Here is a 26,701-nt window from a genome sequence, read left to right as displayed (position 1 = left end):
GGAGAGCCTGGAGACGCAGCAGCGCTCGCACGACTCGCAGTTCGACCTGTTCGCGCCGCCGCCGGCCCGTGCCGAGCAACCACCCTCCGAGGTCGAGGACGCGCTCTCGGCGATCGACCCCGACACCCTCAGCCCCAAGGAAGCGCTCGACGCGCTCTATCGGCTCAAAGCCCTGCAGACCTCGCAAAAGGAAGCACCATGACGTACTGCGTGGGCATCAAGCTCGATGCCGGCCTCGTGTTCCTGTCGGACTCGCGCACCAACGCGGGCCTCGATCAGATCAGCACCTACCGCAAGATGATGGTCTACGAGAAGCCGGGCGACCGCTTCATGGTGATGCTGTCGGCCGGCAACCTGTCGATCAGCCAGTCGGTGCGCGAGATCCTGCAGGTCGAGAAGATCGACAACCCGGGCGGCGAGCCGATCACGATCTGGAACGCGACCAGCATGTTCGACGCCGTGCGCGTGCTCGGCAGCGCGGTACGTCGCGTCTACGACCAGGACGGCCCCTCGCTCAAGCAGGCCGGCATCGACTTCAACGCCTCGATGGTCTTCGGCGGCCAGATCGCCGGCGAGGCGATGCGCCTGTTCCTCGTCTACTCGGCCGGCAACTTCATCGAGGCGACGCGCGAGACCTGCTACTTCCAGATCGGCGAGAGCAAGTACGGCAAGCCGGTGCTCGACCGCATGATCACGCCGGCCACGCCGCTGGACGAGGCGGCCAAGTGCGCGCTGGTGTCGATGGACTCGACGCTGAAGTCCAACCTGTCGGTCGGCCTGCCGCTGGACCTGCTGGTCTACGAGCGCGACCGCTACGCGACCGAGAAGCTGGTCTGCATCGACGAACACAACCCGTACTTCCACATGATCCGCAGCACCTGGGGCCAGAAGCTGCGCCAGGTGTTCGAGGCTATCGACGATCCGCAGTGGAACGGCGGCTCGACGGCCCACCCCCTGCACGGTGCAGCCTCGCGCTACGAGCCGATGCGCAAGATCACCCACCCCGGGGAAAAGATCGTCTGATGATCGCCCCCGCGCTCACGATGTTCGCGGCCCCCCGAGGGGGCGCCGGCTTGGCTTGGGGCGGCCCGGCGCCGCGCCGGTGATGAACCAGCGACTGCCCATCGTCTTCAGCCACGCCAACGGCTTCCCGGCCGGCACCTACCGCGTGCTGTTCGAGGCCTGGCGGGCCGCCGGCCACGCGGTGCACGCGGTCGAGAAGCTCGGCCACGACCCTGCATACCCGGTCACGAGCAACTGGCCGAAGCTGCGCGACCAGTTGATCCATTTCGTCGAGCGCGAGGTGAAGGGGCCGGCGGTGCTGGTCGGGCATTCGCTCGGTGGCCTGCTCAGCCTGCTGGCGGCCTGCCGGCGGCCCGACCTGGCAGCAGGCCTGGTGATGATCGACTCGCCAGTGATCACCGGATGGCGGGCGCACAGCCTGCAGGTGGTCAAGGCGACCGGGCTGGTCAAGCGTGTCTCGCCCGGGCGCGTGTCGCGCAGGCGGCGCCACGAATGGCCGTCGCGCGACGCCGTGCGCCAGCACTTCGCCGCCAAGGCAGTGTTCGCGCGCTGGGACCCGCGTGTGCTCGAGGACTACGTGCAAAGCGGGTTCGAGGAGCGCGACGGCAAGCTGGTGCTCGGCTTCGACCGTGCCATCGAGACGCGCATCTACGACACCCTGCCGCATCACCTCGGCGCCTTGCTGCACCGCCATCCGCCGAAGTGCCCGGTGGCCTTTCTCGCCGGCACGCAGTCGGTGGAGATGCGCCAGGTCGGCATGGCACCGTCGCGGGCGCTGGCCCACGGCCGTTTCGCGATGATCGAGGGCGGTCACCTGTTCCCGATGGAAAGGCCCGATCAGACCGCGGCGGCGGTGCTGCAGTGGGTGGAAGGCATGGTGCCGTAGGGGGGAGCCTGGCACCCCCACGCGCCTATAATCGCGCTTTACCACCACGGCATTCGTGAGCAACGCATGCCGCACGCAATGACCAAGTTCGTCTTTGTCACCGGCGGTGTGGTGTCCTCGCTGGGCAAGGGCATCGCGTCTGCGTCTCTGGCCGCGATTCTCGAATCGCGCGGCCTCAAGGTCACCCTCATCAAGCTCGATCCGTACCTCAACGTGGATCCGGGCACGATGTCGCCCTTCCAGCATGGCGAGGTGTTCGTGACCGACGACGGTGCCGAGACCGACCTCGACCTCGGCCACTACGAGCGCTTCATCACGACGCGCATGCGCAAGGCCAACAACTTCACCACCGGCCAGATCTACAAGAGCGTGCTCGAGAAGGAGCGCCGCGGCGACTACCTCGGCAAGACGGTGCAGGTGATCCCGCACGTCACCAACGAGATCCAGGATTTCATCCAGCGCGGCGCCGGCATCGGTACCGACCATGCCGTCGACGTGGCCATCGTCGAGGTCGGCGGTACGGTGGGCGACATCGAGTCGCTGCCCTTCCTCGAAGCCGCGCGCCAGCTCAGCCTGAAGGCCGGCCCGAACCAGTGCGCGTTCGTGCACCTCACCTACGTGCCCTGGATCGCCGCGGCCGGCGAACTGAAGACCAAGCCGACCCAGCACACCGTGCAGAAGCTGCGCGAGATCGGCGTGCAGCCCGACGCGCTGCTGTGCCGCGCCGACCGCCCGGTGCCCGACGAGGAACGCGACAAGATCTCGCTGTTCACCAACGTGCCGCGCTGGGGCGTGATCTCGATGTGGGACGTCGACACCATCTACAAGGTGCCGCGCATGCTGCATGAGCAGGGCCTGGACGGGCTCATCTGCGACAAGCTGCGCCTGTCGACGCCGCCGGCCAACCTGAAGCGCTGGGACGACCTCGTCAACGAGGTCGAACACCCGAAGTCCGAGGTGAAGATCGCGATGGTCGGCAAGTACACCGACCTGTCGGACTCCTACAAGTCGCTCAACGAGGCGCTGCGCCACGCCGGCATCCACAACCACGCCAAGGTGCACATCGAGTACGTCGACTCGGAGACGATCTCGGCCGACAACGTGGATCGCCTGACCGTGTTCGACGCCATCCTGGTGCCCGGCGGCTTCGGCAAGCGCGGCATCGAGGGCAAGATCTGCGCAGCGCGGCTGGCGCGCGAGAAGAAGATCCCCTACCTGGGCATCTGCCTGGGCATGCAGGTCGCGACGATCGAGTTCGCTCGCCACAGGGCGGGCCTGGCGAACGCCAACAGCACCGAATTCGACCCGGCGACGCCGCACCCGGTGATCGCGCTGATCGACGAATGGCAGGATCGCGACGGCAGCATCCAGAAGCGCGACGCCAACTCCGACCTCGGCGGCACGATGCGCCTGGGCGCGCAGAGCTCCGACGTCAAGCCCGGCACGCTGGCGCACGAGATCTACGGTAGCGTGGTGACCGAGCGGCACCGCCACCGCTACGAAGCCAACGTCAACTACCTCGACAAGCTGAGCGAAGCCGGCCTGGTGATCTCGGCGCTGACGCAACGCGAGAAGCTGACCGAGATCGTCGAACTGCCGAAGAGCGTGCACCCCTGGTTCATGGGCGTGCAGTTCCACCCGGAGTTCAAGTCGACGCCCTGGGGCGGCCACCCGCTGTTCACCTCCTTCGTGCAGGCGGCGCTGGCCCAGCACGCCATCCAGCGCGCCAGGGAGACGGCATGAAGCTCTGCGGTTACGACGTCGGCCTCGACAAGCCCTTCTTCCTGATCGCCGGCCCCTGCGTGGTCGAGAGCGAGCAGTTGCAGATGGACGTGGCCGGGCGCCTGAAGGAAATCACCTCCGCGCTGGGCATCCCGTTCATCTTCAAGTCGAGCTACGACAAGGCGAACCGCTCCAGCGGCTCGACCTTCCGCGGCCCGGGCATGGAGCGCGGGCTCGAGATCCTCGCCAAGGTCAGGCGCGAGCTGAAGGTGCCGATCCTGACCGACGTGCACAGCGAGGCCGAGATCCCGGCGGTCGCTGCCGTGGTCGACGTGCTGCAGACGCCGGCCTTCCTGTGCCGCCAGACCGACTTCATCCGCGCCGTGGCGCAAAGCGGCAAGCCCGTCAACATCAAGAAGGGCCAGTTCCTCGCGCCGCACGACATGAAGAACGTGATCGACAAGGCGCGTGCGGCGGCCCGTGAGAAGGGCCTGCCGGAAGACAGCTTCCTCGCCTGCGAGCGCGGCGCGAGCTTCGGCTACAACAACCTCGTCTCGGACATGCGTAGCCTGGCGATCATGCGCGAGACCGGCGCACCGGTCGTCTTCGACGCCACGCACTCGGTGCAGCTGCCCGGCGGGCAAGGCACCAGCTCGGGCGGCCAGCGCGAGTTCGTGCCGGTGCTGTCGCGCGCCGCCATCGCGGTGGGCGTGGCCGGCGTGTTCATGGAGACGCACCCCGATCCGGCCAACGCGATGAGCGACGGCCCCAACGCCGTGCCGCTGAGGCACATGAAGGCGCTGCTCGAGCAGCTCGTCGCGCTCGACCGCGTGATCAAGACGCAGCCGCTGCTCGAAAATGACTTCAGCTGCTGAAGTCATTTCGACCGACATGCTTAGCTTTCAGTCCTTCGGTCAGAACGACTTCTCCTGCTGACGGCTTCGCCGACCCGATTCCTACAACATCCTCTGCCTGGAAAGACAAGACCATGAGCGCCATCGTCGACATCGTCGGAAGAGAAATCCTCGACAGCCGCGGCAACCCGACCGTCGAGTGCGACGTGCTGCTGGAGTCCGGCACCATGGGCCGCGCCGCCGTGCCCTCGGGGGCCTCGACCGGCTCGCGCGAGGCCATCGAGCTGCGCGACGGCGACAAGGCGCGCTACCTCGGCAAGGGCGTGCTGAAGGCTGTCGAACACGTCAACACCGAGATCAGCGAAGCGGTGCTCGGCCTCGACGCCTCCGAGCAGGCCTTCCTCGACCGCACGCTGATCGACCTGGACGGCACCGACAACAAGAGCCGCCTGGGCGCCAATGCGACGCTGGCCGTCAGCATGGCCGTTGCGCGCGCGGCGGCCGAGGAATCCGGCCTGCCGCTGTACCGCTACTTCGGCGGCTCGGGCGGCATGCAGATGCCAGTGCCGATGATGAACGTCATCAACGGCGGCGCGCACGCCAACAACAACCTCGACCTGCAGGAGCTGATGATCATTCCCGTGGGCGCGCCGTCGTTCCGGGAAGCCGTTCGCTACGGCGCCGAGGTGTTCCATGCGCTGAAGAAGATCATCGACGGCAAGGGCATGACCACCGCGGTGGGCGACGAGGGCGGCTTCGCGCCCAACGTCGCCAGCCATGAGGCGGCCATCCAGATGATCCTCGAGGCGATCGACAAGGCGGGCTACGAGGCCGGCCGGCAGATCGCCATCGGCCTGGACTGCGCCGCCAGCGAGTTCTACAAGGAAGGCAAGTATCACCTCGAGGGCGAAGGCCTGACGCTGACCGCGCCGGAGTGGACCGACATCCTCGCCACCTGGGTCGACAAGTACCCGATCGTCTCGATCGAGGACGGCATGCACGAGGGTGACTGGGACGGCTGGAAGCACCTCAACGAGCGCCTCGGCCAGAAGGTGCAGCTGGTCGGCGACGACCTGTTCGTGACCAACACGAAGATCCTGAAGGAAGGCATCGAGAAGCGCGTTGCCAACTCGATCCTCATCAAGATCAACCAGATCGGCACGCTGACCGAGACCTTCGCCGCCATCGAGATGGCCAAGCGCGCCGGCTGGACGGCCGTCATCTCGCACCGCTCCGGCGAAACCGAGGACAGCACGATCGCCGACATCGCGGTCGGCAGCAACGCCGGCCAGATCAAGACCGGCTCGATGAGCCGCAGCGACCGCATCGCCAAGTACAACCAGCTGCTGCGCATCGAGGAGGACCTCGGCGACGTGGCCAGCTACCCCGGCCGCGCGGCCTTCTACAACCTGCGCTGACGCCACGCCCGCTCGCCGATGCGCATCGTCACCATCGCCCTGCTGCTGCTGCTGGCACTGGTGCATGCCGAGCTCTGGTTCGGCAAGGGCGGTGTGCCGCGTGTGATGGAGCTGTCTGGCAAGCTGGCCGAGCAGAAGGCGGTCAACGAAGCAGCGAAGCAGCGCAACGCGCAGTTGCTGGCCGAGGTCAGCGACCTGAAGGAAGGCCTGGAGATGGTCGAGGAGAAGGCCCGCTTCGACCTCGGCATGGTCAAGCCCGACGAGATCTTCGTGCAGATCTCGTCGAAGCGCTGAGCCCACGCTGCATCCGCTGATGGATCCGCTGCTGCAGGCCCTGCGGCCGCTGTTCGCGCCCGCCTTCACATTGTGGGGCTCGCCGGCCACCTGGCTGGAGCTGGTGGCCGTCGTGATCGCGCTGGCGATGGTCGGCTTCAACATGCGCGTCAATCCGATCGCCTGGCCGCTGGCCATCGTCTCCTCGCTGCTGTACTTCCTGCTCTTCTGGGACAGCCGGCTGTATGGCGAGGCCGGGCTGCAGATCGTCTTCGTCGTGCTGGCGCTGTGGGGCTGGTGGCAATGGCTGCGCGGCACGCAGGACGACGGAGCGGCGTTGCGCGTGCGCGCCCTGCCGCAGCGCGAGGCGATCGGCTGCCTGGCCGCGCTGGCCCTCGCCTGGCCAGCACTGGCGCTCTTCCTGGACCACCGCACCGACTCCGACGTGCCCTGGTTCGACGCCTTCCCCACCGCGGCGAGCCTCGTCGGCCAATGGCTGCTCGGGCGCAAGTACGTCGAGAACTGGCTCGTCTGGCTGCTCGTCAACGTGATCAGCGTCGGCCTGTTCGCGGTCAAGGGCCTGTGGCTGACGGTGCTGCTCTACGCGGTCTTCGCCGTGCTCTCGGTGGCCGGCTGGCGCGCCTGGCGCGTGCTCGCCGCGGCGCGATGACGCGCGCTTTGGTCGTCGCCCTGCTCGGGGCGGAGAGCACGGGCAAGACGACCCTCGCGCGCGAGCTGGCCGACGCGGTCGCCGCCCCGGGGCAACGGGTCGCTGTCGTGACGGAGTACCTGCGCGAGTTCTGCGATCGCGCACAACGCACGCCGCGCATGGACGAGCAACGTGGCATCGCCGCCGAGCAGTCGCGCCGCATCGAGGATGCCGCCGAACGGCACGACATCGTGATCGCCGACACCAGCGCGCTGATGATCGCCGTCTACAGCGACCACGTCTTCGGCGACACCAGCCTCTACGACGAGGCCCTGGCTGCACACGCGCGCTGCGACCTGACGCTGCTCACCGCGCTGGACCTGCCCTGGCAGGCCGACGGCATGCAGCGCGACGGCCCGCATGTGCGCGAACCGGTCGACGCCAAGGTGCGTGCAGCGCTCACCCGCGCGGAGCTCGAATGCGCCGTGGTGTTCGGCCACGGGCCGGCGCGACTGGCCAATGCGCTGGCCGCCTTCGAGCGGCGTCGCCAGCCGCCATCCACGCAAGGTCGGCGCTGGCAGTGGGTCTGCGATCGCTGCGGCGACGCCGATTGCGAGCGCCACTGGCTGACTACGCTCTGATATCGTTCCGCGTCCTCCCAGCCGCCCTGCCCATGGCCCTTGTCTGCTTCAAATGCAGTGCCGAGAACGCCGACGGCGCGCTCGTCTGCCGGCAATGCGGCGCGGCGCTGCCGCCGCCGAGCTGGGGCCGTTCGCTGCTGCCGGAGGACGATCAGTTCGACCCGCTGTCCGCGCCGACGCTGGTGATGCAGCACACCGCGCCGGCACCGTTGCCGCCGATCGAGGAGACCGCGGTGCCGATGCCGGTGCGCAAGTCCGGTCGCACGCTGCTGCTCGGTCTGGCCACCGGGGTGCTGATCGTCGCCGCCGGCGCCTGGCTGCTGCGCTCTGGCGACGAGGCGCCGCCCCCCGCCACGCCCGACACGGCGGCGCCTGCGGCATCGCCCGTGGCGGCCGCAGCAGCCCCAGCCTCCCAGACGGCGGCAGCCGCCTCGGCCCCGCTGCCGCCTGCCGCAGCGGAGTTTGCCTCGATGCCCGTTGCCGCCGTCGCCGCGGCGAGTGCCGTCGTGGCCAGCCCCGGCGCCAGCACGGCGCAGGCTGCCGCGCCGGCCTCGGCCGCCGATACGCGCAAGCGCATCCCCGAACCGGTGGCGCGCAAGCGGGCGCTGTCGAGTGCGCCGGCCGCACCGCCGGCCGCCAGCGCCGCGCCCCCGCCCGCCGCAGTGCCGGCTGAACCCGTCGCTGCGCCGCCTGTGGCGCCCGAACGGCCGAAGACGGTCTCCGAACGCTGTGCCGGCAGCAACCTGATCACCCGCGGCTTCTGCGAGCAGCGCGAATGCGGCCGCTCCGAGCTGGCGGCCGATCCGGTGTGCGTGAAGCTGAAGGAAGCCGAGCAGCGCCGGCTGTTCCAGCAGTGAGGCGCGGCTTGACGCTCAGTTGATCGTGCTGCTGCCCGGCGGCTGCGAGCCGGCCGGCATGAACAGGCCGGCGGCGTCGACCGGATCGAAGTGGTACTTCAGGCCGCAGAAGTCGCAGCCGATCTCCACCCGCCCCTGCTCGGCGAGGATGCCCTCGATCTCGTCGCGGCCGAGGCTGCGCAGCATGCTGCCGACACGCTCGCGCGAGCAGCTGCACTCGAAACGCGGGCCGTGCACGCCGGCCATCGGTTCGAAGCGGCGCAGCTGCTCCTCCCAGAACAGGCGGCGCAGGATGGTGTCGGCATCCAGGGTCAGCAGTTCCTCGCGCGTCAGCGTCGCGGCGAGGTGGGCAATGCGGTTGAAGGACTCGTTCAGGCCGATCTCGTCCTCGTTGCGCTGGCCGCCGAGGTTGCCGGCGCCCTCGACCGGCAGGCGCTGGATCAGCAGCCCGGCGGCGATGCGGTCGTCGGCAGCCAGCACCAGCCGCGTGTCGAGCTGCTCGGACTGCAGCATGTAGTGCTCGAGCACCTGGGAGAGCTCCTGCAGCGGCTCGCGCCGGTCGCCATGCAGCGGTACCACGCCCTGGTAGGGCTGCTGGCCGGGCAGCTTGTCCTTCGGGTCGAGCGTGATCGCGCAGCGGCCCTTGCCGCTCACGTTCAGCATGGCTTCCAGCTTCGCATCCGGCTTCACCTCGCCCACCACCTTGGCGGTGGCGCGGAAGGCCAGGTCGGGTTGCACCTCGGCCACGGCCAGGCGCACCGGCCCGTCGCCGAACACCTGCAGGATGAGCGCGCCGTTGAACTTGATGTTGGCCTGCATCAGCGCGCCGGCCGCGGCCATCTCGCCGAGCAGCGCCCGCACCGGCGTCGGGAAGGCGTCACTGGCGCCCTCGCGGCGCGCCAGCAGCTCCTGCCACGACTCGGTCAGCCGCACCAGCATGCCGCGCACCGGCAGGCCCTCGAAAATGAACTTGTGCAGTTCGGACATCAGGCGATCTTCTTCAGACGCTTGCGATAGCGCTCGGCGTTCTCGGCATAGTGGATCGCGCCGTACTTCATGCGCTCGAACTGTTCCGGCGAGAGCTGCCTCACCACCTTGGCCGGCGAGCCCATGATCAGCGAACCGTCCGGGAACTCCTTGCCTTCGGTGACCAGCGCACCGGCACCGACCAGGCAGTTCTTCCCGATCCTGGCGTTGTTCAGCACCACCGCCTGGATGCCAATGAGCGAACCGTCGCCGATGCTGCAGCCGTGCAGCATCACCTGGTGGCCGATGGTCACGTCCGCGCCGATCACCAGCGGGCTGCCCATGTCGGTGTGCAGCACGCTGCCGTCCTGCACGTTGGAGCCGCGGCCGACGGTGATCCATTCGTTGTCGCCGCGCAGCACGGCGCCGAACCAGACGCTGGCGCCTTCCTGCAACTCGACGCGGCCGATCACCTGGGCGCTGTCGGCCACCCAGGCGCTGTCCGCGATGCGGGGGATGTCGTCGTCGAGCTGGTAGATCGCCATGGACTGCTTTCGGGAAAGGCGCGAAGTGTAGTCAGAGCGCGCGGTTGCTGCGCTCCTCGGCCAGGGTCATCACACGGATGCAAGGGGTGTAGCCGTCGTGCACCACGCCATGCAGGTCGGTGCGCTTGTGCGAGCGCATCAGGCTCAGCAGGAACTGCACCGTCTCGCGGGTGATCACCTGCCCGGGCACCAGCGCCGGGATGCCCGGCGGATACGGCACGATCTGGTCGGCGCAGACCCTCCCGTCGAGCGCGGCGTTGGCGTGTTCGTCGTCGTCGAGCAGCGGCAGCAGTTCGCCCTCGCAGTAGAAGGCATCGCGCGGCAGGAAGCGCAGCGAGGTGAAGCCGGCGATCTCCGGCGCCTTCACCAGCCGCCGCGGCGCCTTCGCCTCGCGCGCCAGCCGCAGCAGCGCATCGTGCAGGCGCGACACCTTGCTGCGCGTGGTGCCGATGGTCAGCAGCAGCGTCACCGTGTTGAAGGTCGACTTCTCGACCTGGATGTTGTAGCGCTCGAACAGCACCTGCTGGAACTCGTCGACGGTGTAGCCCGACTTCGAGATGTCGACCGTGATCTTGGTCGGATCGAGCTGGATGCCGTCGTCGCGCACCTCCTCGGGCAGCAGGTCGGTCAACGTCAGCGCCTGGAAGACGTTCGTCGCATCGATCGCCTCGCGCAGTTCGGCGGCCAGCTCCAGCGTGCGCTGCAGCAGCTTGTAGCCCTCCATCACCGCCTGCTGGCGGCCCACGTCGAGGCTGGCGATGATCCCGTACTGCGGGCTGGTCGACGCGTGCATGTTGAAGTTCTCGCGGAACAGGTGCGCGTCGAAGTCCGGGTCGTTCACGTGGATCATGCTGGCCTGGCTGAGCGCCGACAGCACCTTGTGGGTCGACTGCGTCGCGTAGTCCGCACCGGCCTCCATCGCCGTCGGGCGGAAGGCCGGATGGAAGCGTGCATGGGCGTACCAGGCCTCGTCGATGATCACCTTGATGCCCTTGGCATGCGCCGCCGCGATGATCGGCGGCAGGTCGTAGCGCAGGCCGTCGTAGGTGCAGGAGGTGAGGATCAGCGCCTTCGCGTCGGGGTGGGCCTCGATGGCCTCGAACAGCGTCTTCTTCGGCACCGGGCCGAACAGGCCGTAGGTGCGGTTCACCGAGCTGTTCAGGTAGACCGGCTTCGCGCCCGACAGCACCACGCCGTGGTGCACCGACTTGTGGCAGTTGCGGTCGAGCAGCAGCGTGTCGCCCGGCGCCAGCAAGGTCTGGAAGATCACCTTGTTGGCGGTGGAGGTGCCGTTGGTGGCGAAGAAGGTGCGCTGCGCACCGAAGGCACGCGCTGCCATGTCCTGCGCCTGCAGGATCACGCCCTTCGGGTCGAGCAGCGAGTCGAGCATGTCGACCGAGACCGACAGGTCGGCGCGCAGCATGTTCTCGCCGAGGAACTCGTGGAAGGCCGCCGACCAGGGGCTGCCGCGCAGGCTGTCGCCCGAGGAGTGGCCCGGCGTGTGCCAGGCGTCCTTGGCCATCAGCACGTACTCGCGCAGCGCGTCGAAGAAGGGTGTGCGCGACTTCTCCTGGATCTCCGCCTGCAGGATGCGGAACCAGCCGCGCGGGTCGGACTCGTCGCGGATGAAGAAGCCGTCTATCGCCTCGCGGGTCAGCGCACCGACGGTCTCCTCGTCGCGTGCGCTGTCGACCAGCACGTAGAGGTCGAGCTCGGGGCGCAAGGCGTGCAGCGCCTGGACCAGCGCCTCGGCCTGCCAGGGGCGGTCGCCGTTCGCATCGCCGAGGCCGTCGACCAGCACGCTCTGCAGGTCACCGTCTTCGCGGGCGATGCGCAGCGCCTCGTCGGCGCAATCGGTGCCGGTGAAGGCCAGGCCGCAGGGGTTGTCCAGGCTCTTGGCGGCGGCCGCCAGGCCCTTGAGCAACTGGCGGCGGAACGTGGTGTCGGCGAGGACGATGAGGACGTGGCTGTGCGGACGGGGCATGGCCGCGAGCTTATCAAGCGCCGCCCAAGCGCCGCCGAGGCCGCCGCCGATAATCGCTCGATGGAACTGCGACACGAGGCGCTGAAGCTGCTGCAGATCGCCGACCCGGCGACGAAGGCGGCCTCGGTGCGTGCGCTGTTCTCGGGGGCTGCACTCCCGGTGGACGCCGAGGCGTCGCTGGCTGAGCCCGCCGGCCTGCCGGGGCGCCCGGCGCGTCCGAAACTCGTCGCGCCCAAGGACGTGCCGACCCGCTCGCCCTTCACACTCGAAGGCCGCGCCGCGCTGCTGCACTCGATCGCGCACATCGAGTTCAATGCGATCAACCTCGCGCTCGACGCCGTCTGGCGCTTCGCCGGCCTGCCCGAGGCCTACTACCGCGACTGGCTGCGGGTCGCCGCCGAGGAGTCGCTGCACTTCACGCTGCTGCGCGAGCACCTGCAAGGCCTCGGCCACGACTACGGCGACTTCGACGCCCACGACGGACTGTGGACGATGACCGCGCGCACCGCGCACGACATCGTCGCCCGCATGGCGCTGGTGCCGCGCACGCTGGAGGCGCGCGGGCTGGACGCCACGCCGCCGCTGCAGGCCAAGCTGGCGAAGGCGGGCGATGCGCGCGCGGTGGAGATCCTCGATGTGATCCTGCGCGACGAGATCGGCCATGTGGCCATCGGCAATCGCTGGTACCGCTTCTGCTGCGAGCGCGCCGGGCTCGACCCGGTGGCGATCTACCCCGGCCTGGTCGAGCGCTACGCCGCACCGAAGCTGCGCCCACCCTTCAATGACGCGGCACGCCGCGCCGCCGGCTTCAGCGACGACGAGATCGCCTACCTGACGCGGGCTGTCTGAGGGGATTCCCCGGGCCGGCGCTCCCCGGGGCTGGCACGCCTCCCGCTTACACTGCGCGCCACGCCCGAAGACCAATCCGTCCGGGCTCCCGACATTCCTTCACCGAGGACTTCATGACCACCATCACCACCCGTCGTTTCCTGCAAACCACCGGCCTGCTGTTCGCAGGCGTGCTGCTCGCCGCCTGCGGCAAGAAGGAGCCCGAGGCTGCCGCGCCGGCCGCCGCCGCGCCGGCCGAAGCCGCCTCCGTCGCCGCCGCGCCGCCGCCGGCCAAGGTCTACATGGTCGGCACCGACGCCGCCTACGCCCCCTTCGAGTCGCAGAACGAGAAGGGCGAGATCGTCGGCCTGACCATCGACGTCGTGACCGCCGTGGCCCAGAAGGCCGGCATCGAGGTCAAGTTCGTCAACACGCCGTGGGAAGGCATCTTCAACTCGCTGGCCCAGGGCGACCGCGACCTGCTCGCCTCGTCGATCACGATCACCGACGAGCGCAAGCAGACGATGGACTTCACCAACCCCTACTTCGACGCCTACCAGCTGATCGCCGTGAAGGCGACTTCGAAGGTGACGAAGTTCGACGACCTGAAGAAGCTCAAGGTCGGCGTGCAGACCGGCACCACCGGCGACGAGGCCGTGACCAAGCAGCAGGGCAAGAACAGCGCGAACATCAAGCGCTTCGAGTCGACCCCGCTGGCGCTGAAGGAGCTGGAAGCCGGCGGCGTGGACGCGGTGGTGGCCGACAACGGCGTGGTCGTGAACTACGTGACCAACAACCCGGGCGCCAAGTTCAAGACCGTCAGCGACAAGGCCTTCGCGCCCGAGCAGTACGGCTTCGCCGTGAAGAAGGGCAACACCGAACTGCTGGAGAAGCTGAACAAGGGCCTGGCCGACATCAAGGCCGACGGCACGTACGACCAGATCTACGCCAAGTACTTCGGCGCCGCCCCGGCCGCCCCGGCCACGGCCGCGTCGAAGTAAACCGCGCGAGGCGCGCGTGGACCTGCGCTGGGAAATCCTCGCCGGCTACGGGCCGTTGTTCCTCAACGGCCTGTGGATGACGATCCAGCTCACCATCGTCTCGATCGGCGCCGGGCTGCTTCTCGGCGTGCTGCTCGGGCTGGTCAGCAGTTCACGCGACGCCCCGGCGCCGAAGTCCGTCCCGCTCGCCTGGCTGCTCAAGGCAGCGCGGGCGGTGACGGTGGCCTACGTCAGCTTCTTCCGCGGCACGCCGCTGTTCGTGCAGATCCTGCTGGTGCACTTCGCGCTGATGCCGGCACTGGTGCATCCGGACAGCGGGCTGCTGCTTTCCGGCGAGGCCGCGCGCGAGTTCCGCCAGTCGCACGGCGCGTTCTTCTCCGGCGCGCTGGCAATGACCCTCAACGCCGGCGCCTACATCTCGGAAATCTTCCGCGCCGGCATCCAGAGCATCCACACCGGCCAGACCCAGGCGGCCTACAGCCTGGGCCTGACGCATCCACAGGCGATGCGCTTCGTGGTGCTGCCGCAGGCCTTCCGGCGAATGATCCCGGCGCTGGTCAACGAGGGCGTCACCCTCATCAAGGACTCCTCGCTCGTCTCGGCGATCGGCCTGGCGGAGCTGGCGCTGGCCGCGCGCACCGTGGCCGGCGCCTATTCGCGCTACTGGGAGCCGTATCTGGCGATCTCGGCCGTCTACCTGGTGCTGACGCTGACGCTCTCGGTGCTGGCAAAGCGACTCGAGGCCCCGTCTCACCTGCGCGGCCGCTGACCGTTGGTCGGTTGATTGTCGCGCTGCAGCAACGGAACCGCGGGTTTTCCTCGATCTGTCAACTAACATCTGGGCTTCCGGTCCGGTGACATGTGTCAACCGGTTGTGTTTCAAGACCATAAGGATCTACATGAAGCGCTCTCTCATCCTGGCCGCTGTGGCCACCCTGACCAGCGGCGCCGCCCTGGCCCAAAGCAGCGTCACCGTCTACGGCCGCCTGAACACCTCGCTCGAGCGTCAGAAGAACATCACGTCGGCTGACAACGTGTGGGTTCTGCAGAACAACGGTTCGCGCCTCGGCTTCAAGGGCGTCGAAGATCTGGGCGGCGGCATGAAGGCCGGTTTCGTGCTGGAGCATCGCTTCAACATCGACAACGGCGCTTCGACCAACGGCACGTCCTTCTGGGGCGGCGCGGGCACCAGCGAGGTCTACCTCGGCGGCAACTTCGGTACGGTGCGCCTCGGCCACTTCACCAGCGAAGCCTACTTCGCCACCTCGGACTACACCGACCTGCTGAACCACGGCACCGGCACCTCGTCCGACGCGCTGTACAAGTACCTCGGCAACGACAACAACAAGATCGCCTACCGCGCCCCGGCCTTCGGCCCGGTCACGCTGGAAGGCGCTGTGTCGCTGGGCGAAGGCCCCACCGGCAACCGCATCATCGACCTGGCCGCCAACTACGCTGGCGGCCCGCTGGCCGCTGGCTTCGGCTACGAGAAGGTGCAGGACGGCGACAGCCAGTTCGGCTTCCGCGGCGCCTACGAGTTCGGCGCGGCGCTGGTCACCGGCTACGTTCAGCGCTACACGAACGAGGCGGCTGACTCCAGCAAGACCATCTGGCGTCTGTCGGGCATGTACACCATGGGTCTGACGGAACTGCACGCCGCCTACGGCGCTGCCGGCGAACTCGAGAGCAACGGTGTGGTGCTCGAAGAGAAGACCAAGCAGTACACCTTCGGCGCCAACTACAACCTGAGCAAGCGCACCAAGCTGTTCGCGTTCTACAACCGCGTCAAGGCGGACTCGACCGACGCCGCCAGCGCGGTGGCGCTTGGCGTGCGCCACAACTTCTGATCCCGGAAGTTCACAGCGTCTGAAAGGGCCGGTCGAAAGACCGGCCCTTTTTCATTGCCTCATCGATTGCCTCGGCGCCGGGATGGTCAGCCGAGGAAGTAGCGCTTCAGCCCGGCCAGGATCATCTCCACCGCGATGGCGGTGAGCACCAGGCCCATCAGCTTCTCGGTCGCCGCGACCACCGAGTCGCCGAGCAGGCGGCGGATGCGCTCGCACAGCAGCAGCACCGCGCCGGAGACCGCCATTGCCACGGTCAGCGCCGCCACCCAGGTCAGCACGCGCTCGGGCTGGCGCGAGGCCAGCAGCAGCACCGTCGCCATCGCCGAAGGCCCTGCCAGCAGCGGCACGGCCAGCGGGAAGATCAGCGGCTCCTTGCCCTCGGGCATGCCGTAGACCCCGCCCTCGTGGCCGAAGATCATGCGGATCGCCACCATCAGCAGGATCACGCCGCCGGCCACCTCCAGGGATCGCTCCGACAGGTGCATCACGCGCAGGAAGGCCTCGCCGGTGAACATGAAGCCGAGCAGCACGCCGAAGGCGATCGCCACCTCGCGCAGCGCCACGAGCCGCCGCCGCTCGCGCGGCACGCCGTTCATGATCGGGATGAAGATCGGCAGGCTGCCCAGTGGGTCGAGCACGAGCAGCAGCAGGATCAGGGCGGAGAGAAAGCTGTGGTCCATGGGGCGGCGATTGTGGGGCAGCGCGCCATTGCGTGGCCCGCGGATGGCTCCATCGGGCGATGCGGCGCCGGCGCGGCGCGGGAACACTGACATCCATCGTCAACCCCACCCGCGCCACCCGCCGGCGCGCCGTGCATGCACATCGTCCACCACGCCCACCTGCGCTGCGAACACACCGGCGGCGAACACCGCCTGGTGGCCGTCGGCCGCGAGCAGGGCATCGCCGGCTTCGAGGTGTGGACGACCCGGCTCGACCCCGGCGCGTCGACCCGCGAGATGCGCCATGGCGGCGAACTGGTCGCCGTCGCCCACGAGGGCGCCGGCAAGTTGCTGATCGACGGCGGGCCGCAGCGCTTCCAGGCGCCCTGCTCGCTGCTGATCCCGACCGGCTGCTGCTTCCGCGTCGCCAACAACGGCGGTGCGGCGCTGCACCTCGTCTGGGTGTGCACCCAGCCGCCGCGACCGGCCGACGAGCCCACCGATCTCCCCCCTTGCCCGATCCAGGACACCACCCCATGAGACCCGACCGTCACACCGAACCCTCTCGCCCGCTGCTGCCGGCGACCGTGCTGATCCCGCTGCTGCTGGCCCTGCTGGGCTGGTCGCTGCTCGTCGTCCCGGCGCAGGCCGCCGAACGCCGCGGCCGGCTGACCCTCGAACTGAACCTCGAGGGCGCAAGCCGCTGGCAGGACGCCGGCGACAGCAGCCAGACCACGCTGAAGCGGCACTACCGCATCGTCACCTTCCTGCGCGCCGAGGGCGAGCCGACGTCGGTCAACACGAAGGCGCCGGACTACGCGCAGAAGATGATGGCCCAGTCGGCCCAGGTGCAGGCCCGGGTGGCCGAAGCCCAGGCGCGCAAGCCGGTGGGCACGATGCCGCCGGTGATGGACCCGGCGAAGCAGATGGAGATGGCGCGCAAGGCGCAGGCCGCCTGCGGCACCGACCGCGACTGCCTGATGCGCATGCTGGCGCCGCAGGTGGCCGCGCAGGTCACGTCCGACCCGGCCCGGCAGGCGCAGCTGGTACGTCACGCCCAGACCGCCCGAGCGGAAGACGACGAAGAGGACCAGCGCTACCTGATGTTCAACGGCATCGACCGCTGCGACGCCCAGGTCGAGGTGCGCGTCGACGAGACCATCGAGGGCCGCTACGCCGACGTGCAGGGCCCGGTGCCCTGGCGCATCGTGCGCAGCGATGCCCAGCGGCCCTCCGCGGACGAACTGCGCCTGCTGTGCCTGAGCTTCAACCTGGTGCTGGACCTGCGCAGCGGGACCATCACCACCGACACCGGCTTCGGCCTGCCCGAGCCGGTGGTCAGCTCGGTGCACACCGAGCGCGGCCGCAGCACGAAGAGCGTCGACCGGCTCGGCGGCCTGGCCAACGTGGCCCAGTGGGTGGCTGAGCGCACCCGCCAGGCGCCGCGCGCCGGCAGTGCCAGCACCACGCTGCCGCTGGTCTCTTCCCGCGAGGCCGGCCGCGGCCGCACCGAGGGCTCGGTGAAGGCGCAGCTGAGCTGGAAGTTCGAGGAGATCTGACCACTTGCCCGCGCTGCTCCCGGCGGGCCATGGCCCGCGGATGGCTCCTCCGGGCGATGCCCGGAAGCCGCCCCGGCGGAACACTGACGACCATGCCGCAACGTGATGCGGCACCCCGGAAACCCAACCGATACGCCAAGGACATCACCATGACCACCGCCACCACTTCCCGCCCGACCACGCAAGCTGCCACCGCGAACCGCCTCGACCTCTACGTCGGCATCCACAAGGCGCTGCGCCACTTCATGACCGACACGCTGCACAGCGTCGGCCGCATGGACACCCGCGACAGCGCCGACCTGGCGCGCACGCTCGGCCAGTTCGAGGATCTGATGACGCTGTGCGAGCAGCACATCCACCACGAGAACGACTTCGTGCACGCCGCGATCGAGGCGCGCCAGCCGCGTGGCGCCGCACGCACCGCCGGTGACCACGTCGAGCACTTCGCCCACATCGAGGCGCTGCGTGCCGAGGCCCGCGGTGTCGCGCAGGCCGACGATGCAACCCGCCCGGGCCTGGCCCTGCGCCTGTACCGCCACCTGGCGCTGTTCGTCGCTGACAACTTCCAGCACATGAACGTCGAGGAGACGCAGAACAACGCCGCGCTGTGGGCCCACTACAGCGACGAGGAACTGCTGGCGCTGCACCACCGCATCCTGGCCAGCCTGCCGCCCTCGGAGACGATGGAAGTGATGCGCTGGATGATCCCGGCCTCCAGCCCGGCCGAGCGTGCGCAGATCCTCGGCGGCATGCAGGCGGCAGCACCCGCACCGGCCTTCCAGGCTGTGCTCGACCTCGTTCGCCCGCACCTGGATGACGGCGCCTGGGACAAGCTGGCGCGCGCCCTCGGCGTGCCGCAGCAGCCCGGCCTCGTGAACGTGCGCTGACCGCTCCCCTTTCGAGACCGAACCATCATGAAGACCTGGCTCGTGCGAGCCGGCTGGACCCTGCTCGCACTCCTGATCCTGATCGCCCTGGCGATTGCGCTGCTGTTCGTCAACGGGCACCGCAAGGCGGCGCGTCACGTCGAGGTGCGCCTCGAGGCGGTGGCCGCGCGCAGCGATGCCGCGGCGATCGAGCGCGGCGGCTACCTGTTCCGCTCGCGCGGCTGCACCGACTGCCACGGCAGCGACGGCGCCGGCCGCACCTTCATCGACGACGGCAAGGGACTGCGCCTGCGCGCACCGAACATCACGCAGCGCAGCGCCGTGCTGGCGTCCTACCGCATGGACGACTGGGACCGCGCGATCCGCCACGGCGTCGCCCCGGGTGGCCGGCCGCTGATCATCATGCCCAGCGAGGACTACAACCGCCTCACCAACGACGACTTCGCGGCGCTGGTCGCCTTCCTGCAGCAGATGCCGGCGGCCGAAGGCGGCGCGGCGCAGATCGAGCTGCCCCTGCCAGTGCGCGTGGCCTACGGCGCAGGCCTGCTGAAGGACGCGGCCGAGAAGATCGACCACGCTCTGCCGCCTTCGTCACCGGTGCCCGAGGCCGTCTCGACCGCGCACGGCGCCTACGTGGCCAACGCCTGCATCGGCTGCCATGGCGCGGGCCTGTCGGGCGGGCGCATTCCCGGCGCGCCGCCGGACTGGCCGGCCGCGGCCAACCTCACGCCCGGCCAGGGCAGCGCGATGCCGCGCTACGCCGATGCGAAGCAGTTCGTCTCGATGATGCGCAGCGGCCGGCGCGCGGACGGCAGTGCCGTCAGTGGCGTGATGCCCTTCGGCGCGCTCAAGGAGATGAGCGACGTCGACCTCGAAGCCCTCTACCTCCACCTCAAGGGCCTGGCGCCGCGCGCCCTCGGCTCGCACTGAACACGCTCACGGAGCTCACCATGCACATCATGACCCCCACAGCGGGTGCGCTGCTCGCCTGCATCTCCCTGATCGCCTGCGGCGGCGCCGGCGACTGGGAATCGGTCCGCATCGAGAAGGACCACTTCGGCCTGGCCCCGGCGGCGCCGGCCTCGGTCGGCATCGAAGGCTGCGTCGTCGATGCACGCAGCCAGCCAGCCGCTCAGGCGGTGCAGGCGCTCAGCGCCGACGGGCGGCTGGTCGCCAGCGCGACCGCCGGCGCCGACGGCGTATTCCGCATGGAGTTGCCCGCCAGCCAGGTGCTGCGCATCGAAGCGCTGAGCGCGCCGGGCCAGGGCGTGACGATCGTGACCGGCCGCCACGCCGCCACGATGGGCGGCTGCCTGCGCGGCTGAACGCCCGTTCGCCCGGGCGGGCTGTCAGTCGCCGGCGGCGCTGCCCTCGCGGCGCGGATCGGCCGCGCCGAACCAGCCGTCGCCGCGCCGCGCGACGCCCTGCGCACCGCTGGTCAGCGGCATCACGCGCAGCACGTGCCCGCGCGAGCGCAGCGCCTCGGCCAGTGCCGCGCTGCTGCGCCCGGCCTCCAGCTCGGTCGGGCCGTTGCGCGAGCCGAAGTTGGGCAGCGCGGTGGCCTGCTGCAGGTCGAGCTGCCAGTCGAGCGTTGCGATCAGCGTCTTGGCGACGTGGTTGATGATTGCCGGGCCGCCGGGTGAGCCAAGCGCCATCACGAAGCGGCCCGACTCGCGCTCGAACACCAGCAGCGGCGCCATCGACGAGCGCGGCCGCTTGCCGCCCTGCACGCGGTTGGCCACCGGCACGCCGTCGACCGCCGGCACGAAGGAGAAGTCGGTCAGCTGGTTGTTGAGCAGCATGCCGCTGACCATGATCTGCGCACCGAAGCCGTTCTCGATCGAGCTGGTCATCGACAGCGCATGGCCGAAGCCGTCGACCACGGCGAGCTGCGTCGTCGAGGCCAGCTCCGGGCTGGCGTCGTCGGCCAGGCTCACCGGCGCGCCGCGCAGCAGGCCGGGCGTGGCGCGGCCCATGCTGCGCTCGCCGATCAGTGCCGCGCGCTCGCGCAGGTAGTCGGGGTCGAGCAGTTCGACCACGCCGCGGCCGGGCAGCGGGGCGAAGGCGGGGTCGGCGACATAGCGGTCGCGATCGGCGTAGGCCAGGCGCCCGGCCTCGCTGATCAGATGCACGGCCTCGGGCGCGGGCTCCAATCCCCAGGGCGCAGCCACCGGCTTCAGTGCAGCGAGGTTTCGCGCTTCCAGCAGACCGAGCATCTGCCCGATCGCCAGCGTGCCGGAGGACGGCGGCGGCATGCCGCAGATCCGCCAGCGCCGGTAGGCGAAGCACAGCGGCGTGCGCTCGACGGCGCGGTAGCCGGCCAGGTCGGCCTCACTCAGCACACCGGGGTTGCGCTCGTGGCCGCGCACGCGCACGACGATCGCCTTCGCCAGTTCACCGCGGTACAGGGCCTCGGCCCCGTGGCGCGCGACGCGGCGCATCAGTTCGGCCAGCGCCGGGTTGCGGTAGCTCGCGCCGGCACGCAGCGGCTCGCCCCTGGCGTCGAAGAACAGCGCCGCGGCCTCGGGGTCGTCGCGCAGCCGCTGCGCCATCGGCTCGCGCAGCAGCGAGGCCAGCCGCGGCCCGACCGGCACGCCGCGCTCGGCCAGTTCGATCGCCGGCTGAAACAGCCGCGCCCAGGGCAGCCGGCCGTGCTGGCGATGCGCCAGCTCCAGCGCGCGCAGCACGCCAGGCACACCGACCGCGCGCCCGCCCACCAGCGCCTCGGCGAAGCCCATCGGCCGGCCCTCGCGCAGAAACAGCCCTGGCGCCGCCTCGGCCGGTGCGGTCTCGCGGCCGTCGTAGGCCTGCACGCGCTTGCCGTCGTGATGGATGAGGAACAGCCCGCCGCCGATCCCGGAGCTCTGCGGCTCGACCAGCCCCAGCACCATCTGCGCGGCAATCGCCGCATCGACCGCGCTGCCGCCCTCGCGCAGCATGGCCAGGCCGGCCTCTGCGGCCAGCGGATGCGCCGCCGCGACCATGTGTCGCGACGCGCTCCAGCCCGGTTTGGCGATGAAGCCGCTGCCGGCCTCCGGGCCATCCAACAGGGCCGCCGGCGGTGGCGAGCCGCTGGTGCAGGCCGCCAGAGCGGTCGACAGGGCGATCAGCAGCGCGAGCGCCGCGGCGACAGCGGCGTCGACGCGACTCACGCGCCGCCCTTCTCCACCGTGGTGCCGCCGATGTGGTGCATGACCCGCTGCGGGAACGGAATCTCGACGTTCTCGCGCGCGAACAGCTCGAGCACCGCGAGGTTGACGTCGGAGCGCACGTTGCCCTGGCCGTTCTCCGGGTCGGCAATCCAGAAGAGGACGTTCAGGTTCATGCCGTCGGCGGCGAACTCGGCGAGCTGGCAGGACGGCGCCGGGTCGGCCAGCACCCGCGCCACCTGCTTCACCGCGTCGACCACCTTGGCCTGCAGTGCGCGCACGTCGGTCCCGTAGGCCACCTGCACGCTGGTGGTCAACAGGACCTTCATGTCGGCCAGCGACAGGTTCTCGACGCGCTGCGTGATCAGCATCTCGTTGGGCACGATCGCCTCGCGGCCGGACAGCGCACGGATCACGGTGTAGCGGGTGCGGATGTCGGTGACGCGGCCGTCGAAGTTGTCGACACGCACCATGTCGCCGATGCGCAGCGAGCGCTCGGCGAGGATGACGAAGCCGCTGACGTAGTTGGCGGCGATCTTCTGCAGGCCGAAGCCCAGGCCGACGCCGACCGCGCCGCCGAGCACCGACAGCGCCGTCAGGTCGATGCCCACCGCCGACATCGCGAAGATCAGCCCGACGAACAGCAGCACCACCCGCACCAGGTTGGCGGCGATCTTGCGGATCGACAGGTCGTCGCCGCTGCCGCGCAGCAGCTGCTTCTCGATCGCCGCCGAGATCCACAGCGCCACCACCAGCACCAGGCCGGCGGTCAGCGTGCCCTCGACGAGGTTGCGCATCGTCAGCTTGGTCGTGCCGACCTTCCAGCTGACCTCGTCCATCGCCTCGAGCAGCAGCGGCAGCACGCCGGTGATCCACAGCACGACGGCCAGCCAGGCGATCCACGACACGGTGCGCTCGATCACGCGCACCCAGCCGGCGCTCGGGAAGGTCACCTGCAGAACGCGCACCGCCAGACGGATCACCAGCAGCGACAGCAGGATCGGGATCGCCAGCTTGAACACCGCGATCTTCACCGTGCTGGCCAGCAGCAGCCGCGCGCCGAAGGCCAGCGCCAGCGCCAGCACCGGGAACAGCACGCCATCGATGATGCGTTCGCCGAACCAGATCGAGCCCGTGGCTGCGACCTTGCCGCGCAGCACGCGCACGATCAGCCAGGCCAGGCCCAGGCAGCCGGCCAGCACGCCGAGCTCGGCCAGCGCGGTGGGCTGCAGCAGCGAGTCGAGCAGGTCGTTGAGTTCGGTGGTGTCCAGCGTTCGGGTCATGGCAGGGTCGCTTCCGGGGGCCGCATTTGACCATGGCCTCGCGTTACGGTTGGTGAACGCGGGCAACGCAGCCACCGCGGGTTGCCCCATGCACGCTATCGTCACGCCTCGCCTCCGCTGCCGGACCGACCGCCATGCCCCAAGCCCTGCGCCACACCCTGCTCTCGGTGCGCGACCTGCTCGCCACCGCCGGCCCGTTCATCCTGCTCGCGCTGGTGCTGCTGTTGCTGGCCTACAAGGTGCTCGACCCGAACCCGCCGAAGAAGGTGGTGCTGGCCACCGGCGCCGACCAGGGTGCCTACGCCGAGTTCGGCAAGCGCTATGCGGCGCAGCTGAAGGCGCATGGCATCCAGGTCGAGTTGCGCGGCACGGCCGGTGCCGCCGAGAACCTGAAGCTGCTGCGCGACCCCGACTCCGGTGTCGACCTGGCGTTCGTGCAGGGCGGCGCCGACCAGGAATACGCCAGCAGCGCCGACCACGAGGCCGCCAACGCCGGGCTGGTGTCGCTCGGCAGCTTGTTCCACGAGCCGGTGTGGCTGTTCTACCGCGAGGAGTCGGCGCAGCGCGCAACGGGCAAGCCGGCGCTGGAGGCGCTGGCCGACATCGGCAAGCCGGGCGACTGGAAGCTCAACATCGGCGCGCCCGGCAGTGGCGTGCCCAACCTGGTCAAGCGCCTGCTCGAGGCCAACCGCATCGCGCCCGAGTCGCTGACGCTGGTGCAGAACCCGTCGACGCCGGCCGTGGTGAGCCTGCTCGCCGGCGAGATCGACGCGCTGGTGTTCGCCTCGGCGCCGGAGTCGCCGCTGGTGCAGATGCTGCTGCAGACGCCGGGCGTGCGGCTGTTCGACTTCCCGCAGGCCGAGGCCTACTCGCGCCGCTTCCCGTTCATCAGCCCGGTGATGCTGCCACGCGGTGTGGTCGACCTGGCGCGCGACCAGCCGCCAGCCAACATCCGCCTGATCGCGCCGACCGCGACGCTGGTGGCGCGCGACTCGCTGCACCCGGCGCTGGCGCAGCTGTTCGTGCAGGCGGCCAAGCAGATCCACAGCGGTGCCGGCTGGTTCCAGCGCAAGGGCAGCTTCCCGTCGATCGAGAACACCGAGCGGCCACTGGCCGCCGAGGCGGAGCGCTTCTACCGCAACGGCCCGCCGCTGCTGCAGCGCTACCTGCCGTTCTGGATCGCCAACCTGGTCGACCGCATGTGGGTGGTGATGCTGTCGATCGTCGCCATCCTGATCCCGCTGTCGCGCGTGGTGCCGCCGCTGTACGAGTTCCGCGTGCGCTCGCGCATCTTCCGCTGGTACGGGCAGTTGCGCCGGCTGGAGGATTCGATGGGCGAGCGACCCACACCCGAGTTGCTGCAGGAACTCGACAGCCTGGAAGACCGCGCCGGCAAGATCAGCGTGCCGCTGTCCTACGCCGACGAGCTGTACTCGCTGCGCAGCCATATCCACATGGTGCGCAGGCGCCTGCAGTCCGCCACGCCCCACTCCTAGAATCGAGCCATGGACACACGCACCTCGCCCTACCGGGCCCGCATCGCGAAGACGCAGGAGGCACTGGCCCGACACGGCCTGGCCGCCCTGCTCGTCCCCTCCTCCGACCCGCACCTGTCGGAGTACCTGCCCGAGCACTGGCAGGGCCGGCAGTGGCTGTCCGGCTTCACCGGCTCGATGGGCACGCTGGTGGTGGCACGCCACAAGGCGGCGCTGTTCGCCGACAGCCGCTATTGGGTGCAGGCCGAAGCCGAACTGGCCGGCAGCGGCATCGAGCTGGTGAAGATCCCGACCGGCACGGCGACGCACCACGTCGACTGGCTGGCCCGCGAGGCCAAGGCCGGCGAAACGGTGGCTGTCGACGGCGACGTGCTCGGCCTGGCCGCCGCGCAGCAGCTGCGCGCGGTGCTGGAGCGCGCCGGCGTAGCGCTGCGCACCGACCTCGACCTGCTCGCCGAAGTCTGGCCCGACCGGCCGGGCCTGCCCGCCGAGCCGGTCTACGAACATCGCGCACCGCAGGCACCGCTGGCGCGCTCCGCCAAGCTGCAGCAACTGCGCGAGGCGATGGCCCGCCACGGCGCGACGCAGCACCTGATCAGCACGGTCGACGACATCGCCTGGTCGCTGAACCTGCGCGGTTCGGACGTCACCTACAACCCGGTCTTCCTCGCCCACCTGCTGCTGACGCTGGACGGCGCGACGCTGTTCGTCGGCGAGGGCAAGATCGATGCGACGCTGAAGGCGGCGCTGGCGGCCGATGGCGTCAGGCTCGCGCCTTACGCCGATGCGGCGGCGGCGCTCGCCGCCCTGCCCGCCGATGCCACGCTGCTGCTCGACCCGAAGCGCGTGACGCTCGGCCTGCGCGAACGCATCAAGGTGCCGGTGGTCGAGGCGATCAACCCCAGCACGCTGCTGAAGAGCCGCAAGAGCGCCGCCGAAGCCGGGCACATCCGCGAAGCGATGCGCCAGGACGGCGCGGCGATGTGCGAGTTCTACGCCTGGTTCGAGGCGGCGCTCGGAGAGCAGCGCATCACCGAGCTGACGATCGACGAGAAGCTCAGCGCCGCACGTGCGAAGCGCCCCGGCTTCGTCGGCCTGAGCTTCTCCACCATCGCCGGCTTCAACGCCAACGGCGCGATGCCGCACTACCGGGCCACACCGGAATCGAACGCCGTCATCGAGGGTGACGGGTTGCTGCTGATCGACTCCGGCGGCCAGTACCTCGGCGGCACCACCGACATCACCCGCGTCTGGCCGATCGGCACGATCACGGATGCTCACAAGCGCGACTACACGCTGGTGCTCAAGGGCACGATGGCGCTGTCGCGCACGAAGTTCCCGCGCGGCACGCTCTCGCCGATGCTCGACGCCCTCGCCCGTGCGCCGCTGTGGGAGCAGGGCCTCGAGTACGGCCACGGCACCGGCCACGGCGTGGGCTACTTCCTCAACGTGCACGAGGGCCCGCAGAGCATCTCCAAGGCCGTGCCCGACGCCCACATGGCGATGGAGCCCGGCATGATCACCAGCATCGAGCCGGGCTTGTACCGGCCCGGGCAGTGGGGCATCCGCATCGAGAACCTGGTGATGAACGTGCCGGCGGGCGAGACCGAATTCGGTGAGTTCCTCGCCTTCGAGACGCTGACGCTGTGCCCGATCGACACGCGCTGCATCGACCGCAGCCTGCTGCGCACCGACGAAGTAGCCTGGCTCAACGCCTACCACGCCACCGTGCGCGAGCGGCTTGCACCGCTCGTCGACGGCGCGGCGCGCGACTGGCTGATGCGACGCACCGAGCCGATCTGAACGCGGCGGAACGCAGTCCGTTCCGCGATTCCCGCAGTTCGTCGCAACACGCTGTCGCGCCGCCGGCGCGGCCACCACACTGGCCGAGCCGTCCTACCCTGCGACGGCTTCGCCCACGCCTGCCGCCCACCGATCTCCGGGCCGCAGGCGTTCTTTTTGGTCAAGGACGCCGAAAGTCACTCCAGCGAGCGGCGCTTCGCGGCCCTGAGCTGAAGTCTGTGTGTGTCTGCTTTCGTGCCTTCTTTGAGCGTCGCGGCAGGCGCCGCCCGCCGGTGGCTCATTCGGCGGCGGTCGACGCTGCGCGCCGACTCCACTGCGATGCTCGCGCCGGGGTCGTGCCGCAGAACTCACTTCGCGACCTGCGGTCGCTG

At 69.7% G+C, this 26,701-nt stretch carries 26 protein-coding genes and 1 pseudogene; 21 read left to right on the top strand and 6 right to left on the bottom strand.

Features of this window, described 5'->3' with window-relative positions; all coding sequences use genetic code 11:
- From AAG801_RS22120 to AAG801_RS22075, 10 genes and pseudogenes are all read left to right on the top strand, one after another.
- Window positions 1-202, top strand: a pseudogene (locus AAG801_RS22120) (DNA mismatch repair protein MutS); the annotation flags it as partial.
- Window positions 199-1,023 carry a proteasome-type protease gene (locus AAG801_RS22115; protein ID WP_341890290.1) on the top strand — a complete coding sequence of 275 codons (825 nt, stop codon included), beginning with the start codon at window positions 199-201 and terminating at the stop codon, window positions 1,021-1,023. The pseudogene AAG801_RS22120 and the gene AAG801_RS22115, both read left to right, overlap by 4 nt.
- 82 nt (window positions 1,024-1,105) lie before the next feature.
- Window positions 1,106-1,909: an alpha/beta hydrolase gene (locus AAG801_RS22110; protein ID WP_341890289.1), complete on the top strand. Its 804-nt coding sequence runs from the start codon at window positions 1,106-1,108 to the stop codon at window positions 1,907-1,909.
- A 78-nt stretch (window positions 1,910-1,987) separates the two neighbouring features.
- A complete protein-coding gene (locus tag AAG801_RS22105) occupies window positions 1,988-3,652 on the top strand; it encodes a CTP synthase (RefSeq protein ID WP_341890288.1) in 1,665 nt (554 codons plus the stop codon).
- On the top strand, window positions 3,649-4,506 hold the full coding sequence (gene kdsA / locus AAG801_RS22100; protein WP_341890287.1) for a 3-deoxy-8-phosphooctulonate synthase: 858 nt from the start codon (window positions 3,649-3,651) through the stop codon (window positions 4,504-4,506). Before AAG801_RS22105 ends, kdsA begins: the two co-directional genes overlap by 4 nt.
- 113 nt (window positions 4,507-4,619) lie before the next feature.
- Window positions 4,620-5,903, top strand: coding sequence for a phosphopyruvate hydratase (eno, locus tag AAG801_RS22095; RefSeq protein WP_341890286.1), 1,284 nt, complete (start codon window positions 4,620-4,622; stop codon window positions 5,901-5,903).
- 18 nt (window positions 5,904-5,921) lie between these two features.
- Window positions 5,922-6,197, top strand: coding sequence for a cell division protein FtsB (ftsB, locus tag AAG801_RS22090; RefSeq protein WP_341890285.1), 276 nt, complete (start codon window positions 5,922-5,924; stop codon window positions 6,195-6,197).
- Window positions 6,198-6,216: 19 nt separating this feature from the next.
- Complete coding sequence (gene pnuC, locus AAG801_RS22085) at window positions 6,217-6,846, top strand: nicotinamide riboside transporter PnuC (protein ID WP_341890284.1); 630 nt, start codon at window positions 6,217-6,219, stop codon at window positions 6,844-6,846.
- A complete protein-coding gene (locus tag AAG801_RS22080) occupies window positions 6,843-7,466 on the top strand; it encodes an ATP-binding protein (RefSeq protein WP_341890283.1) in 624 nt (207 codons plus the stop codon). Before pnuC ends, AAG801_RS22080 begins: the two co-directional genes overlap by 4 nt.
- Before the next feature lie 32 nt (window positions 7,467-7,498).
- Entirely contained in the window at window positions 7,499-8,323 is an 825-nt protein-coding gene (locus tag AAG801_RS22075) for a hypothetical protein (RefSeq protein WP_341890282.1), read from the top strand.
- A gap of 15 nt (window positions 8,324-8,338) precedes the next feature.
- Here the strand turns inward: AAG801_RS22075 and AAG801_RS22070 are convergent, their stop codons facing one another.
- The 3 genes from AAG801_RS22070 to AAG801_RS22060 are packed head-to-tail and all read right to left on the bottom strand — an operon-like array spanning window position 8,339 to window position 11,818.
- Window positions 8,339-9,310, bottom strand: coding sequence for an Hsp33 family molecular chaperone HslO (locus AAG801_RS22070; RefSeq protein WP_341890281.1), 972 nt, complete (start codon window positions 9,308-9,310; stop codon window positions 8,339-8,341).
- Window positions 9,310-9,834, bottom strand: coding sequence for a gamma carbonic anhydrase family protein (locus AAG801_RS22065; RefSeq protein WP_341890280.1), 525 nt, complete (start codon window positions 9,832-9,834; stop codon window positions 9,310-9,312). The genes AAG801_RS22070 and AAG801_RS22065 overlap by 1 nt, the downstream gene beginning before the upstream one ends.
- A gap of 31 nt (window positions 9,835-9,865) precedes the next feature.
- Complete coding sequence (locus AAG801_RS22060; RefSeq protein ID WP_341890279.1) at window positions 9,866-11,818, bottom strand: aminotransferase class I/II-fold pyridoxal phosphate-dependent enzyme; 1,953 nt, start codon at window positions 11,816-11,818, stop codon at window positions 9,866-9,868.
- A 60-nt stretch (window positions 11,819-11,878) separates the two neighbouring features.
- On the opposite strand from AAG801_RS22060, the gene AAG801_RS22055 reads away from it, so the two are divergent.
- From AAG801_RS22055 to AAG801_RS22040, 4 genes are all read left to right on the top strand, one after another.
- Window positions 11,879-12,667 carry a ferritin-like domain-containing protein gene (locus tag AAG801_RS22055; RefSeq protein WP_341890278.1) on the top strand — a complete coding sequence of 263 codons (789 nt, stop codon included), beginning with the start codon at window positions 11,879-11,881 and terminating at the stop codon, window positions 12,665-12,667.
- Window positions 12,668-12,780: 113 nt separating this feature from the next.
- A complete protein-coding gene (locus tag AAG801_RS22050) occupies window positions 12,781-13,647 on the top strand; it encodes a basic amino acid ABC transporter substrate-binding protein (RefSeq protein WP_341890277.1) in 867 nt (288 codons plus the stop codon).
- Between the two features lie 16 nt (window positions 13,648-13,663).
- Entirely contained in the window at window positions 13,664-14,416 is a 753-nt protein-coding gene (locus AAG801_RS22045) for an amino acid ABC transporter permease (RefSeq protein WP_341890276.1), read from the top strand.
- A gap of 130 nt (window positions 14,417-14,546) precedes the next feature.
- Entirely contained in the window at window positions 14,547-15,494 is a 948-nt protein-coding gene (locus tag AAG801_RS22040) for a porin (RefSeq protein WP_341890275.1), read from the top strand.
- A gap of 86 nt (window positions 15,495-15,580) precedes the next feature.
- Here the strand turns inward: AAG801_RS22040 and AAG801_RS22035 are convergent, their stop codons facing one another.
- Complete coding sequence (locus AAG801_RS22035; RefSeq protein WP_341890274.1) at window positions 15,581-16,174, bottom strand: MarC family protein; 594 nt, start codon at window positions 16,172-16,174, stop codon at window positions 15,581-15,583.
- Between the two features lie 135 nt (window positions 16,175-16,309).
- Between AAG801_RS22035 and AAG801_RS22030 the strand changes: the two genes are divergently transcribed.
- The 5 genes from AAG801_RS22030 (at window position 16,310) to AAG801_RS22010 (ending at window position 19,924) form a co-directional block, all read left to right on the top strand.
- Entirely contained in the window at window positions 16,310-16,693 is a 384-nt protein-coding gene (locus AAG801_RS22030; protein ID WP_341890273.1) for a cupin domain-containing protein, read from the top strand.
- Complete coding sequence (locus AAG801_RS22025; protein ID WP_341890272.1) at window positions 16,690-17,712, top strand: hypothetical protein; 1,023 nt, start codon at window positions 16,690-16,692, stop codon at window positions 17,710-17,712. The genes AAG801_RS22030 and AAG801_RS22025 overlap by 4 nt, the downstream gene beginning before the upstream one ends.
- A gap of 149 nt (window positions 17,713-17,861) precedes the next feature.
- Window positions 17,862-18,599 carry a hypothetical protein gene (locus AAG801_RS22020; RefSeq protein WP_341890271.1) on the top strand — a complete coding sequence of 246 codons (738 nt, stop codon included), beginning with the start codon at window positions 17,862-17,864 and terminating at the stop codon, window positions 18,597-18,599.
- A 27-nt stretch (window positions 18,600-18,626) separates the two neighbouring features.
- Entirely contained in the window at window positions 18,627-19,529 is a 903-nt protein-coding gene (locus AAG801_RS22015; RefSeq protein WP_341890270.1) for a c-type cytochrome, read from the top strand.
- Between the two features lie 20 nt (window positions 19,530-19,549).
- Entirely contained in the window at window positions 19,550-19,924 is a 375-nt protein-coding gene (locus AAG801_RS22010; protein WP_341890269.1) for a carboxypeptidase-like regulatory domain-containing protein, read from the top strand.
- Window positions 19,925-19,948: 24 nt separating this feature from the next.
- Here AAG801_RS22010 and AAG801_RS22005 read toward each other — a convergent pair whose 3' ends face one another.
- A complete protein-coding gene (locus AAG801_RS22005) occupies window positions 19,949-21,751 on the bottom strand; it encodes a gamma-glutamyltransferase family protein (RefSeq protein WP_341890268.1) in 1,803 nt (600 codons plus the stop codon).
- Entirely contained in the window at window positions 21,748-23,031 is a 1,284-nt protein-coding gene (locus AAG801_RS22000) for a mechanosensitive ion channel domain-containing protein (protein WP_341890267.1), read from the bottom strand. Before AAG801_RS22000 ends, AAG801_RS22005 begins: the two co-directional genes overlap by 4 nt.
- A gap of 134 nt (window positions 23,032-23,165) precedes the next feature.
- On the opposite strand from AAG801_RS22000, the gene AAG801_RS21995 reads away from it, so the two are divergent.
- Both AAG801_RS21995 and AAG801_RS21990 read left to right on the top strand, forming a co-directional pair.
- On the top strand, window positions 23,166-24,527 hold the full coding sequence (locus AAG801_RS21995; protein WP_341890266.1) for a TAXI family TRAP transporter solute-binding subunit: 1,362 nt from the start codon (window positions 23,166-23,168) through the stop codon (window positions 24,525-24,527).
- A gap of 9 nt (window positions 24,528-24,536) precedes the next feature.
- Window positions 24,537-26,330: an aminopeptidase P family protein gene (locus AAG801_RS21990; protein ID WP_341890265.1), complete on the top strand. Its 1,794-nt coding sequence runs from the start codon at window positions 24,537-24,539 to the stop codon at window positions 26,328-26,330.
- Window positions 26,331-26,701 lie beyond the last annotated feature (371 nt).

The sequence above is a fragment of the Variovorax sp. YR752 genome (assembly GCF_943372545.1).
Note: the sequence above shows the minus strand (reverse complement) of the source record. Positions and strands in the feature narration are given on the sequence as shown.